At 53.2% G+C, this 18,333-nt stretch carries 12 protein-coding genes; 9 read left to right on the top strand and 3 right to left on the bottom strand.

Translation table 11 applies throughout. The features are described 5' to 3' along the window. Nucleotides 1-39: 39 nt before the first annotated feature. The 9 genes from ADH68_RS04320 (at nt 40) to pnp (ending at nt 11,547) form a co-directional block, all read left to right on the top strand. On the top strand, nt 40-759 hold the full coding sequence (locus ADH68_RS04320; protein WP_084274174.1) for a porin family protein: 720 nt from the start codon (nt 40-42) through the stop codon (nt 757-759). Between the two features lie 307 nt (nt 760-1,066). Next, the gene (locus tag ADH68_RS04315) at nt 1,067-2,623 is read left to right on the top strand and encodes a DUF6242 domain-containing protein (RefSeq protein WP_068961891.1); all 1,557 of its coding nucleotides are present in this window, start codon (nt 1,067-1,069) and stop codon (nt 2,621-2,623) included. 40 nt (nt 2,624-2,663) lie between these two features. Continuing rightward, complete coding sequence (gene porG, locus ADH68_RS04310; RefSeq protein ID WP_084274175.1) at nt 2,664-3,398, top strand: type IX secretion system protein PorG; 735 nt, start codon at nt 2,664-2,666, stop codon at nt 3,396-3,398. A gap of 30 nt (nt 3,399-3,428) precedes the next feature. Continuing rightward, on the top strand, nt 3,429-4,184 hold the full coding sequence (locus ADH68_RS04305) for an isoprenyl transferase (RefSeq protein ID WP_068961893.1): 756 nt from the start codon (nt 3,429-3,431) through the stop codon (nt 4,182-4,184). A gap of 81 nt (nt 4,185-4,265) precedes the next feature. Beyond that, a complete protein-coding gene (locus ADH68_RS04300; protein ID WP_068961894.1) occupies nt 4,266-6,905 on the top strand; it encodes a BamA/OMP85 family outer membrane protein in 2,640 nt (879 codons plus the stop codon). Between the two features lie 108 nt (nt 6,906-7,013). After that, complete coding sequence (locus tag ADH68_RS04295; RefSeq protein WP_068961895.1) at nt 7,014-7,529, top strand: OmpH/Skp family outer membrane protein; 516 nt, start codon at nt 7,014-7,016, stop codon at nt 7,527-7,529. 116 nt (nt 7,530-7,645) lie between these two features. After that, nucleotides 7,646-8,146, top strand: coding sequence for an OmpH/Skp family outer membrane protein (locus tag ADH68_RS04290; RefSeq protein WP_068961896.1), 501 nt, complete (start codon nt 7,646-7,648; stop codon nt 8,144-8,146). A gap of 160 nt (nt 8,147-8,306) precedes the next feature. Further along, nucleotides 8,307-9,137: a glutamate racemase gene (gene murI, locus ADH68_RS04285; RefSeq protein ID WP_068961897.1), complete on the top strand. Its 831-nt coding sequence runs from the start codon at nt 8,307-8,309 to the stop codon at nt 9,135-9,137. A 160-nt stretch (nt 9,138-9,297) separates the two neighbouring features. Continuing rightward, nucleotides 9,298-11,547, top strand: coding sequence for a polyribonucleotide nucleotidyltransferase (gene pnp, locus ADH68_RS04280; RefSeq protein WP_068961898.1), 2,250 nt, complete (start codon nt 9,298-9,300; stop codon nt 11,545-11,547). Between the two features lie 204 nt (nt 11,548-11,751). On the opposite strand, the gene porU is transcribed toward pnp, so the two are convergent. The 3 genes from porU to ADH68_RS04265 form a co-directional block, all read right to left on the bottom strand. Next, entirely contained in the window at nt 11,752-15,174 is a 3,423-nt protein-coding gene (gene porU / locus ADH68_RS04275) for a type IX secretion system sortase PorU (protein ID WP_068961899.1), read from the bottom strand. A gap of 165 nt (nt 15,175-15,339) precedes the next feature. Further along, nucleotides 15,340-17,631 (bottom strand): NADP-dependent malic enzyme, encoded by a 2,292-nt coding sequence (locus tag ADH68_RS04270; RefSeq protein WP_068961900.1) that lies wholly within the window; start codon nt 17,629-17,631, stop codon nt 15,340-15,342. Between the two features lie 239 nt (nt 17,632-17,870). Beyond that, nucleotides 17,871-18,263, bottom strand: a complete 393-nt coding sequence (locus tag ADH68_RS04265; protein ID WP_068961901.1) for an FKBP-type peptidyl-prolyl cis-trans isomerase — start codon at nt 18,261-18,263, stop codon at nt 17,871-17,873. Between the last annotated feature and the right edge of the window lie 70 nt (nt 18,264-18,333).

The raw sequence follows: 18,333 nt of genomic DNA, 5'->3' as shown, positions 1-18,333 counted from the left end.
ATGTCTAATTTTGGCAATACACACAAATAAACCGAAGAAATGAAAAGACTATTCATCGCACTATGCATGGCCACCGTTGCGATATTTGGCGGCTCCAGACTCAATGCGCAGACTATATTCGACACCGGTGTGCCGGAGAATCTGTTCCGGTTCGGAGTACGGCTCGGCTTCAATACCTCCAATCTCACCAACAATTATGATAAGGTGATGAGCGGAGTGGAGTGGAAAGACAATCAGTGGCGCGGAGGATTCAACGCAGGCTTCGTGGTTGATATAAATTTCCGCAATTTCTTTGCCATACAGCCCGGCGCCTTTATTTACACACGTAAAAACGATTACCATCTGCTGTATACCGACGGGCATAGCCTCAGTGCAATCAATGGCACTCAGAAGGCTAATTTCCTGCAGATACCTATTCTCGCCTCTCTGCGTCTCGGTGTGCCGCAACTGGTACAGGTACATATCGACTGCGGTCCGTATTTTGCATGGGGCTGGGGTGGAAGCAATAAATATAAGAAGTATGACTCATCGACCGGTGAACTCGTTGTTACCAATGGCAAGCAGCCTTATTTCGGTGACTCTACATTTGCGCTTTCCGACCGCTATGACTATGGTCTGAAATCCGGGGTAGGTGTCATGGCGATGGAGCATTTCTACGTGGGTGCCCATTATCAGTACGGATTCCGCAATGTGATGAAAGGCAATGGGCAGAAAGGGCACAATAAGATGTGGACTTTCTCGGTAGGATACAATTTTTGAAAGAATCCCTTGCGATGCTGTCCCTCTTTGCCGGGGCGGATTCAGCGGGCTTGACAGTGGCGCCAACTACGGCAACCGGCTGTCAGGCCCGCTGAATCGCAATTATACAGATGTTTTGCCGTTAAAAACATATAAAAACGGTATATAAAAATGTAAACTTCTAAAAATGCGTTGCCGTTTCAGCGGTAATGATTAATTTTACCATCTCTTAGCACGGGCATACTGCCGGTGCTGTTACGTTTTTTGCAATATCCTGCATATACTTGGCAAATACTTCGTATCTTTGCAGTTTGAAAAATATAAATATATGAATAAGCGACTTGCTGCCTCATCACTTGCCGCGCTCTCAATCATGCTTGGGAGTGTGGTTGTGTCGTGCAACAGCGACGATGATACAAACGATTACGACATCGATACCGGATATACTCCGGAAACGATGTATTCAAGTACGGCTATAACGGCATTCAATCTGAAAGCCGATACGAAGGTGCTGGCCAATCTCGACTCGGTGTTCTTTACTATCGACCTGGAGGGGCAAAAGATTTTCAATGCCGACTCGATGCCTCTGGGCACGGATGTGCGTAAACTGGTACCCGTAATCGGCACCGGCGGCTCGTCGAAAATCATGATTAAATATACCGACACCGAGGGCAACGAGAAGGAGGAGGAGTACAACAGTACCTCACCCGATACGATATCTTTCAGCTCTCCGGTAAAGGTGACTGTTACGTCGCTTAACGAGACATATTCGCGCACATATACTATCACCGTGAATGTACACAATCAGAAGCCTGATTCATTGTGCTGGGGTGATATGGCCTATTCGGTCCTTCCTGCCATCCGAGGAGCAAAGGATGCGGTGACCGTAGAGAAAAATGGCAAAGTATATTGCTATTCGACCGATGGTACAGCCTGGCAACGCGCTTCGGCCGATGACCCTGCGACTCCTGTCGACAGCTGGGTGCGCGAGACTGTCAATTTCGGATTCACTCCGCGACTCTCCACTCTTACAGCTACAGATGGCGATTACTATGTGCTGTCGGACAACGGTACCCTTTACAGTTCGACCGACGGACTTGCATGGTCGTCGACCGGAAAAGTATGGTCATGGATTTATGGCGCGTATGAATCGCGTGTAGTAGGTGTCGCCTCCGATGGCGCAGGATATGTACATGCCACCTGCCCCGAACCCCAGGGCTATGTGGCATCGGCGGTAAGAGCCGACTTCCCTGTCGGCGGCACTACCCGCATGCTCACATTCTCTTCCGACTGGAGTTCGGCACCTCAGGGCATAATAGCCGGCGGTCATATCGCTAACGGCAATCTTACGAGTGCCGTTTGGGGATATGACGGACAGGCATGGAATAAATTTGCCAATATGCCTCAGGATGCAGCGCTTGACGGAATGACAATCTTCCCGTACTATACATTCAAGACCAATACCGTCAACTGGACTGTCACCAAGCAGTCGACTATATTCGCTATGGGCGGCCGTAAGGCCGACGGGTCATTGTCGCGCGAGGTGTATATATCACGCGACCTTGGTGTCAACTGGCATGAAGCCGACTCTCTTATGCAGTTGCCGGAACAGATGGAATCGTTTGCCGGTGCCCGGGCTCTGGTGATTCCTACGGTGATGCATGCCCGCTCGACTTCCGGAGGCGGATGGGAGAGCGTGACACTTCGCCGCCTGCCGGCATGGTGTATGCTCGACGGATTCTATGGTAGCCGTGCGGTAGCCCCGATTACCGAGTGGGACTGCCCCTACATATATATATACGGAGGCGAGAATGAGGCCGGCAATCTGCGCGACATAGTGTTGCGTGGAGTCATAAACCGGTTTACCTATAAGCCGCTTCAGTAAACATCCTCATCTCCACTTTATCACGCCTGACAACTCGGATATGCCTGACAAGAGGCCTCGACAGAACACAACAATACAGCTATTGCGCCGGCCGGTCATTATTATAATGGCTATGGTGGCGCTTTGGGGTGCATGTTGTGTAAATCGTGCCTCGGCTCAAGAGACAGCTTACAAGTTTGAGCTTGGCCCTGCCCTCGGCTTCAGCGGTTATCTCGGTGATGCCAATACCGGCAGTCTTTATGCTCATCCGGGATTTGCCGGGGGAGCTATATTCCGCTATCTGGTGAGCCCTCGCTGGAACATACGCGGCAACTTTACGGTTGCCACTCTCAGCGGCGACAGTTCCGACATGACAAATGTATACCCCGGCGGAGAGACTTACCGCTTCTCGTCGACCGTATACGACCTCGGCGCCCGCGTCGACTTCAATTTCTTCAACTACGGTATCGGCGAAACGTACCGCAGGATGCGCCGCTGGTCGCCATATCTGACTCTGGGCATGGGTATGTCGCTAATCTCGTGTGAGGGCACAGCGGTAGCATTCAATATACCGATGGGCGCCGGAGTGAGATACAAAATCAATCCACGGCTCAATCTCGGAGTTGAGTGGTGTATGACCAAGACGTTTACCGACAAGGTCGACGGCCCGGTGTTAAGTGACTTATACGGCATAAAAAGCTCTTTTGCGAAAAATACCGACTGGTATTCCACAGTCATGGTGTCGCTGACATTTGAGTTCGGCGAGCGCTGCAGAAGCTGCTATTATGTCGACTGAATATATTATTGACCAATCAATGTGACCGTTATGTCATATAAAGATAAGATTGACCCCCAGCGGCTGCCGCGTCATGTGGCCGTGATAATGGATGGCAACGGACGATGGGCCAAATCACGCGGTCTCGACCGTTCGGAAGGACATGTCGAGGGTGTGAATACTGTAAGAAAAATCACCGAGATTGCCTCGGAGATAGGTATCGGCTATCTTACGCTCTATACATTCTCTACCGAAAACTGGAATCGTCCGCAGGCCGAGGTCGATGCTCTGATGAATCTGGTTGTCGTAGCCATCGAGAGGGAGACGGCCGATTTGATAAAAAACAACGTGCGTCTGACGATGATAGGCGACTTCTCGCGCATGCCACGGTTTGCCTACACCCGCCTGTGCAAGTGTATCGACGACACTTCCCATTGTACCGGGCTGACCTTGGTGCTGGCCATCAGCTACTCTTCGCGCTGGGAGATTACCGATGCCATGCGCCGGATAGCACGTGAGGTAGAGCAGGGCAACATGCGTCCGGATGAGATAACCCCCGATACCATATCCGCTCATATGGCCACATGCGACATGCCCGACCCGGATTTGCTGATACGTACCGGCGGCGACCATCGTGTAAGCAACTTTCTGCTGTGGCAGATTGCTTATTCGGAAATCACCGTTGTGCCGACCTTCTGGCCGGATTTCTCCAAGGAGGATTTCTGCAAGGCGGTGGTCGACTATCAGAGCCGTGAACGTCGTTTCGGCAAGACCTCCGAGCAGGTAAGCGGCGACGCCGCGGAGTGACCGCACACAGCCACCACACATTATATATACGATATCAAATATTTCACACGACACGACATCTCCGAAAAATAAAATCAGCTTATGCTTAACCGACTGCTGACAATCATCGCTCTGACTCTCCTTTCCGCAACTACGGTTGCCGTTGCTCAGGACTCACCTGTCCTGAACGCACCGGTCGATACCGTCTATAATCCCAATATACTCTATACCGGCATGCCCAAAAGCTATGAGATTGCCGGAATCGAGGTGACCGGTGTGCCTAATTATGAGGATTACATTATAATCGGATACTCCGGGCTGAATGTCGGCGACCGAGTGGAGATACCCGGTCCGGATATTACCAATGCGGCAAAACGCTTTGCCCGCCAGGGCCTTTTCAGTACTATTAAAATCAAAGTAGCCAAGATGGCCGGCGATAAGGTGTGGCTTGAGTTTGCTCTTAAGCCCCAGCCGAGAATCTCCGCCATAAATTATTACGGAGCAAGCAAGGGCGAGAAGAAAGACCTTGAAGAGCGTCTGCAGCTCATGAAAGGAAATCAGATTACCCAGAATATCGTAAACCGCGCTACCCAGATTATCAAAGGCTACTACAGTCAGAAGGGCTTCGGCAACGCCGAGGTTCGTATCGACCAGATTGAAGACCTTTCAGCTCCCAACGAGAATATAGTCAATATCAATATCGACAAAAACTCGAAGGTAAAGGTGCACAAGATATACATCGACGGCAACGAGATGCTCTCTGACAATGTGCTGCAGCGTGCGATGAAGAAGACCAACGAGAAGGGCAAGCTCATCAACCTCTTCCGTCAGAAGAAATTCGTTGAAAGCGATTATCGGGACGACCTTGACCGGATTATCGCCAAATACAATGAGAAAGGCTACCGCGATGCCAAGATTATCAGCGACAGCGTTGTCAAGTACGACGACAAGAATGTCGATGTCTATATAAACCTCGAAGAAGGAAAGAAATACTACATCAGCAATATCGACTGGGTGGGCAATACTGTATATCCCACCGAGATTCTTGAGCGCATACTTGACATCCGTCCCGGCGATGTCTACAACCAGAAACTGCTCAACAAGCGTACGGTAGAGGATGAGGATGCCGTGAGCAACCTTTATCTCAACAACGGATATCTGTTCTACCACCTGTATCCGATTGAAAAGAATGTGACCGGCGACTCGATTGCTCTCGAAATGCGAATGGTAGAGGGCCCGCAGGCTACAGTCAACAATGTAATCATCAACGGTAACGACCGTCTGTACGAGAAAGTAATCCGTCGAGAGCTGCGTGTGAAGCCGGGCCAGCTTTTCAGCAAGGATGACCTCATGCGTTCGGCACGTGAAATCGCTCAGACAGGCCACTTCGACCCTGAGGCTATGGACATCCGTCCCGAGCCTAATGCCGAGAACGGTACGGTAGATATAGTGTTTGGTCTGGAATCGAAAGCCAACGACCAGGTCGAGGTTTCATTCGGCTGGGGACAGACCGGCCTTATCGGTAAACTTGCCCTTAAGTTTACCAACTTCTCGATAAAGAACCTCTTCAATCCGAGTTCTTACAAAGGTATAATACCACAGGGCGAGGGTCAGACATTTACGATTTCCGCCCAGACCAATGCCAAATATTACCAGAGCTACTCGATATCGTTCCTCGATCCGTGGTTTGGCGGAAAGCGCCCCAACTCGCTGTCGGTGTCGGCCTACTATGCCCGTCAGACCGGTATCAACTCCTCGTATTACAGCAGCAACTGGCGTAACCCCTACGGCTACAACTACTGGGGCAGCAGCAATTACTACAACGATTACTACCAGAACTCCTACGAGAATGCCTACGACCCCAACAAGGTGCTGCAGATGATTGGTGTCACAGTCGGTATCGGAAAGCGTCTGAGCTGGCCTGACGACTACTTCACCTTCCAGGCTGAAATCGGATATCAGTGGTACTACCTCAAGAACTGGGACTACCTCTATTATATGAACAACGGTACTTCAAATTCGCTGACTCTCGGTCTTACTCTCGCCCGCCAGTCAATCGACAATCCGTTGTATACGCGTAGCGGTTCGATATTCTCTCTCAACCTCCAGCTCACGCCCCCCGCTTCTCTTTTTGGCAAGAAAGACTGGAAACGTCTCTCCGAAGAGGGCAACAACGGCTCTGTCGAGGCCAAGAAGGAACTCTACCGATGGATTGAATACTGGAAGCTCCGCTTCAAGAGCCGTACCTACACTCCGCTTACCGACCCTGCAGGAAAATGGACTCTCGTGATGATGACCCGTGCCGACTTCGGTCTGCTCGGCAGCTACAACAAGTATCTTAAGACTCCGTTCGAGACATTCTATGTCGGAGGCGACGGTATGTCGGGCTCATACACATATGCTACCGAGACCATAGCCCTGCGCGGTTATGAGAACGGCCAGTTCACTCCATGGACACGCGAGGGCTACGCCTATGCACGTGTCGGCATGGAGCTCCACTTCCCGTTCATGCTCTCCAACTCGACCACCATCTACGGTCTTACATTTGTCGAGGCCGGTAATGCCTGGACCGCTGTCAAGGACTTCCAGCCCTTCAACCTCAAGCGCTCGGCCGGCGCCGGTGTGCGTATCTTCCTGCCGATGGTGGGTATGATGGGTATCGACTGGGCCTACGGTTTCGACACCGTCTATGGCCGCAAGGGTGGAGGCCAGTTCCACTTCATTCTCGGTCAGGAATTCTAAAAATAGTTAATCATTTCAAACTATTCCGCTTCTGTAGTGTCATATGATTAAGTGGCCCCGCTATAATGGAGATGTCACGTATTATTAACTCTCTTAACATCAACAAGTATGAAAAGACTTGCCATAGCTCTTATGCTTTGCGTCGCATGTTGCTGCGGAGCTTTCGCCCAGAAGTTCGCTCTGATTGACATGGAATATATCCTTAAGAATGTGCCTTCCTACGAGATGGCCAACGAACAGCTCAACCAGATATCACAGCGTTGGCAGAAAGAGGTCGAGGCCAAGGCTACCGAGGCCCAGACAATGTACAAGAATTATCAGGCCGACATGGTGTTCCTGACCGATGAGCAGAAGACCAAGAAGGAGGCTGAGATTGTAGCCAAGGAGAAAGAGGCTACCGAACTCCGATACAAATATTTCGGACCGGAAGGCGAACTCTACAAGAAGCGCCAGTCGCTGATGCAGCCTATTCAGGACGAAGTGTACAATGCCGTAAAGAAGGTGAGCGAGGAACGGGGATACCAGTGTATATTCGACCGCGCATCATCGGCAAATATCATCTTTGCATCACCGCGTATTGATGTCAGCAACGAGGTACTCGCAAAAATGGGCTACGCGCGATAACCGGCATATGAATATTTTATGAATTTTATTAATATCTTTGTCGCGTAATCGGCAGAGATTGCTTAACTTTGTGCAATTAAGTAAAATTATCTACGCAAATTAACATTTCACATATCATGATAAAGAAAATTTTGCTCGCCGTTGCTGTGGCACTTCCCATGTTCGCGGCTGCTCAGGCTCCCAAGTTCGGTGTTATCAATACTCAGTCTGTAATGGAGGCTCTGCCCGATTCAAAGCAGGTTGAGGAGCAGATACTGGCCGCATCAAAGAAGTATGAGGATGAGTTTGCCAAACTTCAGGAGGAGATGAACAAGGCCGTACAGGAATTCCAGGGCCTTGGCGCGGATACCCCCGAGACCATCAAGCAGCGCCGTCAGCAGGAAATCCAGGATCTATACCAGAAATCCGAGCAGTTCCGTCAGACAGCCACTCAGGACCTACAGCGTCAGCACGAGCAGCTGATGGCCCCCGTAGTACAGAAAGTTACCAATGCAATCAACTCCGTGGGCAAGGAGCAGGGTATGACATTCATATTTGAGCAGGCTATGCCTCTGTATGTAGGTACTGATGTTGTCGACATCACCCCGCTGGTGAAGACTTCGCTCGGCCTGAAGTAATCCCGCATTTCACGATAAATTATTATAAACCATAGCCTCGGGCCGTGAACGCCATTCAATAAAGGCGTTCACGGCCCGAGTTGCAAGATAATCATAAAAATGCATGCGGAGTAGTTGTTGCCTTGACGGTGCTCTGCCCTCCGTATGCTCCAATAGCTTCATGCTGTCAGCTGTACCTGGCCCGATAGGTGTGTTCGACTCCGGATTCGGAGGTCTCACCATATTGCGCGACATACGCCGTCGCTTGCCACAATACGACTATCTTTTTCTTGGAGACAACGCCCGTGCGCCATATGGTACACGCTCGTTCGACGTTGTTTACCGATTCACGCTGCAGGCCGTGCGCTACCTGTTTGACTGCGGATGCCAACTGGTGATTCTCGCCTGCAATACCGCATCGGCCAAGGCTCTCCGCACTATCCAGCAATGCGACCTGCCGGAGATTGACCCCGCACGCAGAGTGCTTGGGGTGATACGCCCGACAGTGGAGATTCTGCCGGAGTTTACACGCAACGGACATATCGGTATTGTCGGTACACCGGGCACTGTGGCCTCCCGCTCCTACGATATTGAAATCGGCAAGATGCATCCGTCAATGACCGTCACCTCACATGCGTGTCCGATGTGGGTTCCTCTGGTGGAAAATCGTGAAGCCTCTTCGCCGGGAGCTCGATATTTTGTAGAGCGCGATCTCGGGCGACTGCTTGACGCCGACCCGCAGATTGATACGCTGATACTCGGCTGCACGCACTATCCGTTGCTTATCGACACGATACAGGAAGCGATTCCATCCGGTGTCAGGGTGCTCTCTCAGGGGAGTATTGTTGCCGACAGCCTCGCCGACTATCTGCGGCGTCATCCCGACATGGCCTCGCGCTGCACTGAAGGCGCCAGTGTGCAGTATTTGACCACAGAGAGCGCCGACCGCTTCAGCTCGCTCGCCTCGCTCTTTATGGACACCCCTGTCGAGGCTCGTCAGATAGAATTATAAAGGTGCTCCACCGGTATATTTCAGAGTATAAATCGAAAGAATTATAGACCGTATAAAAAATTTATATACAATTTATTAGGCACATTAAGCGGAATTCGCTATCTTTGTGCGATTTTTTGTATAAGAAAAAACATACAATTACAGAGACATATTATCATTTATGGCACAACCAATCAAGAAAACCATCGCGCTGCCCGACGGACGTGAGATCACGCTCGAGACCGGCAAACTTGCCAAGCAGGCCGATGGAGCGGTAGAGCTGCGCATGGGCAACACCATGCTCCTGGCCACTGTGGTGTCGGCGAAGGAAGCCGGCGAGGGGGTCGACTTTATGCCCCTCCAGGTAGAGTACAAGGAGAAATTCTCTTCAGCGGGACGTTTCCCCGGCGGTTTCCTCAAGCGTGAGGGCCGCGCATCCGATTATGAAATCCTGACAGCACGCCTTGTCGACCGCGTACTCCGTCCGCTTTTCCCCGACAACTATCATGCCGATACGTTTGTCAACATCATCATGTTCTCGGCCGACGGCGAGGACATGCCCGACGCTCTCGCCGGTCTGGCCGCTTCTGCAGCCATCGCCGTGAGCGACATACCGTTCAACGGTCCTATATCTGAGGTACGTGTAGCCCGCGTTAACGGCGAATTCGTTATCGACCCCACATTCGAGCAGCTCAAAGATGCCGACATGGAGCTGATGGTTGGTGCCACCTACGAAAATATCATGATGGTCGAAGGCGAAATGAAGGAAGTCAGCGAAGCTGATCTCCTCGCCGCCCTCAAGGCTGCCCACGATGCTATCAAGGTACAGTGCAAGGCCCAGATGGAACTCGCCGAAGAGCTCCATGTGGTAAAGCGCGAATACTGCCACGAAGTCAACGACGAGGAGCTCCGCAAGGACGTGCACGACAAGTGCTACGACAAGGCTTACGAGGTTGCCAAGGCAGGATGTGCCGACAAGCACTGGCGCATGGACCACTTCGACGCTATCTGCGACGAATATATCGAAAGCCTCCCCGAAGAAGTGCGCGAGGAGAAGACTCCGCTCGTAAAACGCTACTACCACGATGTAGAGCGTGAAGCCATGCGTCGCTGTGTGCTCGACGAAGGCGTGCGTCTCGATGGCCGCAAGACCACCGATATCCGTCCTATCTGGATTGAGACCGACTACGTGCCCGGCCCCCACGGATCGGCCGTGTTCACCCGTGGTGAGACACAGGCTCTCGCTACCGTGACTCTCGGCACAAAGATGGACGAGAAGATTCTCGACGACGTGCTCAACCAGGGCAAGGAGCGTTTCCTCCTCCACTACAACTTTCCCCCCTTCTCTACAGGCGAGGCTAAGCCCCAGCGTGGCGTTGGCCGCCGCGAGGTAGGCCACGGCAATCTTGCCCACCGCGCCCTCAAGGGTATGTTCCCCGACAACTTCCCCTATGTATGCCGCATCGTCAGCGACATCCTCGAGAGCAACGGCTCCTCGTCTATGGCCACCGTATGTGCCGGCACACTCGCCCTGCTCGATGCCGGCGTGAAGATGAAGAAGCCCGTCAGCGGTATCGCCATGGGTCTCATCACCGACTCCGACGGTTCGAAGTATGCCGTGCTCTCCGACATCCTCGGCGATGAGGACCACCTCGGCGACATGGACTTCAAGGTGACCGGAACACGCGACGGTATCACAGCCACACAGATGGACATCAAGGTCGACGGCCTCAGCTACGAGGTGCTTGAAAAGGCCCTCAACCAGGCCCGCGACGGACGTATGCATATCCTCGACAAAATCGCCGAGGCAATCCCCGAAGCACGCGCCGACTACAAGTCCCACGTGCCCCGCATCGAGACAATGCTCATACCCAAGGAGCTTATCGGTGCTGTTATCGGCCCGGGTGGAAAGGTTATCCAGGGTATCCAGGAGGCTTCCGGTGCTACCGTTTCAATCGACGAAATCGAAGATGGCGGCTACATCGAGGTTGCATCCTCCGACAAGGAGTCGATGGACAAGGCTCTCGACATGATTCGCGCTATCGTGGCTCTCCCCGAAGAGGGCAAGGTATATCAGGGCAAGGTACGCTCGATACTCGACTTCGGTGCGTTTGTTGAGTTCATGCCCAACCGCGACGGTCTGCTCCACATATCCGAAATCTCTTGGGAGCGTCTCGAAAACATGGAGGCTTCCGGCCTTAAGGAAGGTGACGAGGTAGAGGTAAAACTCATCGAAATCGACAAAAAGACCGGCAAGTACCGACTGTCGATGCGTGCCCTCCAGCCCAAGCCCGAAGGCTACGTAGAGCCCCAGCGCCGCGAGCGTGCCCCGCGTCGTGAGGGTAGCAACGACCGTCCCCGTCGTGATGGCGACCGCGGTCCCCGCCGCGACCGTGGCGACCGTCCCCGCCGCGACAACAACCACGACTGATTTCCTTGAAAGGATTCATATACTACATGAAAGGCCGTGCTGCGATTTGCAGTGCGGCCTTGTTATATTCTATATATAGACTGGAATCCAATCCTATGGCATAAGCGGTGATTGGATTGTGTATGTTTACAATATAGCAGTAGACCGTCAGTCACGACGGTCTACTGCTATATTGTAATGTCTATAATGTCTTTCGGGAGGGAATCAGGGGGCGGTGACGGCGAGCTTGCGGGAGGCGGAGACGTACTGCTCGTGGTCGGTGGTGACGGTGGCCCGGTAGAGGTAGATGCCACGGTTTACGCGGCGGCCTGCGGGGTCGGTGAGATCCCATGCGAGGGGCTCGGAGAGTCCCATGTCGGACTTGGCATTCTGCTCACCGGTCCACACGGGGCGCCCCATGAGGTCGAATACCTCGACCTTTACGTGCATAACAATGTCGGGACGATTGTGCGATACGATGAAGTTGGTGTGGTCGCGCGCAGGGTTGCAGTCGGCATAGAGGTCGAATATCTCCGGAGCCTGTCGGGGGTCTACAGAGAATTCAATCTGCGACTCAGCCATATTGTTGGAGGTGTCCCATACGCGCAGACGCAATGTGTGGGTACCTGCCGTGAGTTCGGGCATAAGGAAGTTGAGATTGCCCGACACGGCGCCATCCTCTCCGGGAGTGTAATAATATACGGCCTCGGGATAGGTGACATTGCTGTCGAGCTGAAGGTTAATCTGGTGGCCGATGCCGGCTGTCGATATATTGATGCCGATGTCATCGCGTACGCGCGCGATTACCATTGGTGTGGCGTTGACGGTTTGTCCAGAGCGGAATCCTTCGGTGTTGAGACCGAAGAATTCAATTACCGGGGCATTATTGTCGGGTTCCACGTCGGATGCGAAGCCGTAGACATAGAATTCGCGATTGACTCCGCAGGCATCGCGTGAGGTGTCATCGCTTACGGCATAGAGGTTCATTGTCGCCGGGCGATAGTTGCCTGATATCTCTATGGGCATGGCTACGTTGACCTCGAATTCTCCGGCGGTCACATTTCCGCGGCCCACAAACAGGCGTTCGCCCATCTCTTCAATAATCTCCTGTTTGCCTTCGACCAGTACGCCGTTTTCCACTGTATTGTGACCCTGTGTTGTGGTGCTGTATTCGGCGTCGTAGATTGTGGGGGTGACGTAGCCGTTGAATGAGGTGTCGGTGTTCCCTTCGCTGTCAAGGATGCGCCCTGATATGGTGAGGCGCTGCTGTGCCATTATCGAAGGAGGGTTGTCAGGGTCGAGTGGGGTATTGTCGATAGCTTCCAGCAAGGCTTTCTCCTGAGGTATGGCCAGCGGAAGAGCCGGGTCGCCCATGAGCACATAGCGCAGTTTGTTGCTGTCGTTGTTGAGACTGGTGTTTTTGGCCCGGCGGAATATCTCGCCTATGGATAGCGGGTTTCCGGCCGGGTCGCGTAGATTGGCTGTCTGTGCGACGCCGAATGCCATTGTCTTGTTATAGTCTATATATACAGGGCGAGTGGCGGCTATGGCTCCTATTATCCCGTTAGGATTGAAGAAGAGCATTTCGGCGCCGGAGGTTTGTATTCTGTCCCAGCGCAGGAAGTTGCATGTGGCGGCAAACAGCATCGGGGCGTGGGGATAGCTTGCCACGTTGATGTCGGTGAGTTCGAGCAGTCCCTCACCGGTCCATGAAGTGGCCGATGCATGGCCGATATACCACCACCATATCACCCCTTGGTCGAGATAGCGCTGCATGCGCTCGCGTGCGTCGGGTGCCTTGCCGTTGATAATGGTGAAGGCGTCGATGTATACTTTATGGAATATGTTGTCGGCTCCGAATCCGTTTTTCTTCAGCAGCGATTCGGTATCTTCCATCTGTGTGAGGTGTTTGGAGTCGTTTCCGTCGTCGGCACAGAGCAGATAGCGGTTTTTCCAGTCGTTCTTTCGGGAGTCGCGCACATAGTTGCGAATCTTTTCCAAGATTACTTTAGCTTCGTTGGCATTGTTGACCGGTATGCGGCCTACTCCGATGCAATGATAGTCCTGGCCGGGATACGCGCCGGAGTCATCGCGCAGAAAAGCGAGATAGTCTTCTGTGGTATATGACACGTTGTCGGTCTCTCCGTCAATTGATTGCCATTGGGGCAGAATGGAGTTGAGATAGCTGCGCCCCTCGGGGGTGATGCCGCGATGGTCGTAGAAAGCGCGTCCGAACATCAGAGCATATTGTAGTTTGCTGTCGGAGCCGGTGGCCGGATTGGCTGACTCCCGGCCGCGGTCCCACATCATCTTGAGCATGCGGCGGAATGCCCCTATGTCGGGTGTGCCTGATGAGAATTCATTGTATACCTGTTCGGCATTTACCACCAGTACCTTGAGGTTCTGCGGAGCCGCGCGGTGTATGTCGGCCAGTTGCTCGGCTCTTGCCTTCCATTGCGGCAATGTGAATATGACCATGTCGGGTGTCTCCTCGCCGTGGAGGTTCTGATTGGCTGTTGTGCCGACATATGCCGGAGTCGGGAATTCGGCGTCAGCGTTCCATGCCACATACTCCCTTACGCCAGAGAATGTAGGTGTGGAGCATGCTTTGCCGCCGTCGACGGTGAAGTCGACGCGCGCTACCGCTCCCGGCGATGTGATGTCCCATATGCGGATATTGCCACTGGCAGCGAGGGCAAACCCACGGTCGGTACGGAACGCCAGTTGGGCTCCGTCGAGCGAGAGCGCACGTGTATAGTTGACTGTTATATTGTCGAGGCGTGCGAGCCTTACCGTGCCTGTACAAGAAAATGTGATGCCTATATCAAGTTTGCCGATATTGTCGCCGAGGGTGGTGGAGGCAATCATGTTGGCGCTCTTGTAGTGTCGTGCGTCGGATAAATCCGAGGTGTCAATATAGTTTGGCGATGGCGTAACGGCGTTGCCGTTGACATTCATCTGGATGCGTGCGATGCTATACTGCACGTTGGCGCCGAAGACGGTGCGTATCCACACGTTCTCAGATACGTTGCCAGGAAGATTAAACGAGAATGTCTGAGTGGTGCGCGTGCGGAAATCTTCGCCGAGGAGTACATGGCCCGTCTCACCCGGCGACATTGTTTCGGTCTCGTGCAGCAGATGCTCTGTAAACTGTTCGGTGGCATTGCCGGCTCTCACGGGCGAGCCTGTGGCGGGGATTCCTCCGGTAGTTCCCGGGGCATCCGACAGAAAGTAGTAAGCGTCGGTCGAATAATAGTTGTGCACCGGGAGATATCGGCCCGAGGGGTCCTGCTCCCAGCTCAGAGGTCCGTGGGCATAGAAGAAAAGGCCGCGCGAGGTGTATTCGCATCCGGCAAGAGGGAGATCGTCGGTATATGTCACGGCGTTGAGTATGTCGCTCTGGATATTGCCTCCGTATCCATATACGCGCACATTCTCCGGCTGCTGGAATCCCCATTTGCGCAGCTGGTCGGGAGTAATCCTGTATATGCCGGAATCGGAGACTTTGATTTTTACCCAATGGCCGGATGATAGTTTTGATTGTGGGGCGTATGTGTCGAGAGGCAGGGCGGCGGCGTCAGCCGGCAGTAGGAGCATGCATGCTACCATACATGCCATAGCGATTATATTGCGGTAGAGTATATTCATGATTCCATTGCAGATTTGCTCTAATGAATATAACGTCAACGCATTGCATGATATTGTGCAAGGCAGAACGTTTGCCTCCGCTTTAACATGACGGCTGAAAACAACGACAGCATCCGGATTCCGGATGCTGTCGTGCAATTGTATTGGGTGTTGCGTGTGATTGGGTTATTTATCGTGGCCGTTGCCTACTTTTTCAAGCACTGCGGCATCGATTACCGCTACGGTGGCGAGGTTGATTATGTCGCGCACGGCAGCGTCTGTGCTGATGAAGTGTATAGGCTTGTTGAGGCCCATCTGTATCGGGCCTACAGCCTCGGCCAGTCCCATTTCGAGCATCATCTTGTAGGCTGTGGAAGCCGCGCTAAGATTGGGGAAGATGAGAGTGTTGACATCCTTGCCGTTGATGCGCGAGAAGGGGTAGGCGGCGTCGCGGGCTTTTTTGTTGAGCGCATAGCTCATCTGCATTTCTCCGTCGATGGGCAGGTCGGGATATGCTTCGTGCATGCGTTCTACAACACGGCGGGCCACTTCCGGCTCTTTCTCCTTGTGGGAGCCGAAGTTGCTGTACGACACCATTGCCATTATCGGGTCGTGGGCGAAGTACTCTACCGAGTTGCGGGCCAGGCGTGTTATGTCGAATAGAGTTTCTTCGTCGACCTCGCGGTTGACGGTTGTGTCGGCCATGAAGAAAGTGCCACGTTTGGTGTTGAGTATATGCATTGTGGCGAAGTGGTTGTAGGTAGGACGTATGCCTACTACCTCTTCGGCTATCTTTGCAGCCTTTTTGCTTCCGGAGTATGTGCCGGAAATCATGGCGTCGGCCTGACCGGTCTCTACCATCATCATGCCGAAGTAGTTGCGGTCGAACATGAGTTCCAGAGCCTCGGGGCGGGTGATACCTCTGCGCTGGCGTGATGCGGCGAGTTTTTCGGCAAACTGTTCGCGGCGTTCGGCCTCTCGGTCGTGGCGGAGGTTGACTATCTCGATGCCTTCTATATCGAGTCCGAGACGTTTGGCTCGCTTCTCAATCATCTCCTCGTTGCCAAGCAGGATGGGTATGCATATTCCGTCGTGATATGCATTGACGGCCGCGGTGAGCATATTGTCGGTGTTTGCCTCGCCGAATACCACACGTTTGGGGTTGCGACGGGCTTCTTCAGTGACGCGGCGCATGAATTTGTTGTCATACCCCATTAGGTGGCGCAGTTTCTCGTTGTATGCTTCCCAGTCGGTGATGGGCCGGCGAGCCACTCCGCTCTCCATGGCGCCTCGCGCTACAGCCGGAGATACGGCGGTAATCAGTCGCGGGTCGAGAGGCTTGGGCAGGATGTAATCGCGGCCGAACTTGAGGTTTGACATGCCATAGGCTGCGTTGACTACCGAGGGCACCGGCTCTTTGGCGAGGTCGGCGATGGCCTTTACGGCAGCGAGCTTCATGGTCTCGTTGATGGCTGTCGCGCCTGCGTCAAGCGCTCCGCGGAATATGTAGGGGAACCCCAGCACATTGTTAATCTGGTTGGGATAGTCGGATCGTCCGGTGGCGAAGATTAGGTCGGGGCGCGATGCCATGGCTGCCTCGTAGGATATTTCCGGGTCGGGATTGGCGAGGGCGAATACAATAGGCTTCTCGGCCATGGACTGTACCATCTCGGTGGTGACTACATCCTTTACCGAAAGGCCAAGGAATACGTCGGCTCCCACCATGGCCTCGGCCAGGGTGTTGATGTCGCGGTCGGTGGCAAATTCTTCTTTCTGAGAGTTGAGGCCTTTGCGCGAGCGGTTGATCACACCCTTTGAGTCGCACATCACAACATTCTCTTTCTTTACGCCGAGAGCGATGTAGAGGCGTGTGCAGCTTACTGCTGCTGCGCCGGCGCCGTTGACCACCAGCTTTACATCACCGATATTCTTGCCTTGGATTTCAAGGGCGTTGATGAGTCCGGCGGCGGATATGATGGCGGTGCCGTGCTGGTCGTCGTGCATCACGGGTATGTTGCATTCCTCTTTCAGACGTTGCTCGATTTCAAAACATTCGGGCGCTTTGATATCCTCGAGGTTTATGCCGCCGAATGTCGGAGCCAGCGCTTTCACAATCTCGATAAATTTTTTCGGGTCTTTCTCGTTGACCTCGATGTCGAAACAGTCGAGCCCGGCGAATATCTTGAAAAGCAGAGCCTTGCCCTCCATTACCGGCTTTCCGGCAAGCGCGCCGATGTCGCCGAGGCCAAGCACTGCGGTGCCGTTGGAGATTACGGCGATGAGGTTGCCCTTGTTGGTATATTCATAGGCATCTGCCGGATTTTTCTCAATCTCCAGGCAGGGATATGCTACTCCGGGCGAGTAGGCGAGTGCCAGGTCCTGCATTGACGAGTAGGGCACGGTGGGCACTACTTCGATTTTGCCCGGTTTGCCCTCGCGATGGTAGTCGAGGGCCATTTCTTTGGTTACTTTTGACATGCTATAACAACAAATAATCTACGTTTCATGCAAAATTACGAAAATTTATTTTGAAACGTCGGGTTTTTCAAGAAAAATGTCAGAGATGTATTCCCCAATATTTGTTAACGGACTATCGACCGAAATATGTCGATCCGGGGGAAACTTCATGCGGGCTGCGGCCTTCGGCGATGGCTGCCCGGCATGTGACTCTTCCGTTTTTATAACGACTGCGAGTGGCGCGATGTTTTAGAGCTTGTTTAGGATACCGCAATCAGCTCGATGTCAAAAATAAGAGTAGAGCCTCCGGGGATGCCCGGCTGGGATATCTTGCCGTAGGCCTGCTCGGCCGGGATATAAACCTCCCAACGGTCGCCGACATGCATCTGCTGCAGGGCGATAATCCATCCGGGTATCAGCTCGCGCAACCTGAACGCAGGGGCCACGCCTCCGCGCGAGCTGTCGAATGTCTTGCCGTTGATAGTGCGTCCGGTGTAGTGCACTGTCACTACGCTTCCGCGGTTGGGCTGTGCTCCTTTCCCTGATTTAATGGGCTTGTAGCAGATGCCCTTGTCGATAGCGGTTACACCGGCTTCGCGTGCCTTTTCGGCCAGCCACTGCCGGTTTTTCTCGATATATTCCTGTTTTGCCATTGTGGTTATATATATAGTATAGCCCTCCGGGTCAGGGGGCGCATAGCATCATGCGTAGGCCGTGACCGGG

The sequence above is a fragment of the Muribaculum intestinale genome, from assembly GCF_002201515.1.
Taxonomy (GTDB): domain Bacteria; phylum Bacteroidota; class Bacteroidia; order Bacteroidales; family Muribaculaceae; genus Muribaculum; species Muribaculum intestinale.
Note: the sequence above shows the minus strand (reverse complement) of the source record. Positions and strands in the feature narration are given on the sequence as shown.

Excerpts from the sequence above, each read along its gene's own strand:
- ADH68_RS04320 (WP_084274174.1), top strand. The coding sequence starts at position 40 with ATGAAAAGACTATTCATCGCACTATGCATGGCCACCGTTGCGATATTT.
- ADH68_RS04315 (WP_068961891.1), top strand. The coding sequence starts at position 1,067 with ATGAATAAGCGACTTGCTGCCTCATCACTTGCCGCGCTCTCAATCATG.
- porG (WP_084274175.1), top strand. The coding sequence starts at position 2,664 with ATGCCTGACAAGAGGCCTCGACAGAACACAACAATACAGCTATTGCGC.
- ADH68_RS04305 (WP_068961893.1), top strand. The coding sequence starts at position 3,429 with ATGTCATATAAAGATAAGATTGACCCCCAGCGGCTGCCGCGTCATGTG.
- ADH68_RS04300 (WP_068961894.1), top strand. The coding sequence starts at position 4,266 with ATGCTTAACCGACTGCTGACAATCATCGCTCTGACTCTCCTTTCCGCA.
- ADH68_RS04295 (WP_068961895.1), top strand. The coding sequence starts at position 7,014 with ATGAAAAGACTTGCCATAGCTCTTATGCTTTGCGTCGCATGTTGCTGC.
- ADH68_RS04290 (WP_068961896.1), top strand. The coding sequence starts at position 7,646 with ATGATAAAGAAAATTTTGCTCGCCGTTGCTGTGGCACTTCCCATGTTC.
- murI (WP_068961897.1), top strand. The coding sequence starts at position 8,307 with ATGCTGTCAGCTGTACCTGGCCCGATAGGTGTGTTCGACTCCGGATTC.
- pnp (WP_068961898.1), top strand. The coding sequence starts at position 9,298 with ATGGCACAACCAATCAAGAAAACCATCGCGCTGCCCGACGGACGTGAG.
- porU (WP_068961899.1), bottom strand. The coding sequence starts at position 15,174 with ATGAATATACTCTACCGCAATATAATCGCTATGGCATGTATGGTAGCA.
- ADH68_RS04270 (WP_068961900.1), bottom strand. The coding sequence starts at position 17,631 with ATGTCAAAAGTAACCAAAGAAATGGCCCTCGACTACCATCGCGAGGGC.
- ADH68_RS04265 (WP_068961901.1), bottom strand. The coding sequence starts at position 18,263 with ATGGCAAAACAGGAATATATCGAGAAAAACCGGCAGTGGCTGGCCGAA.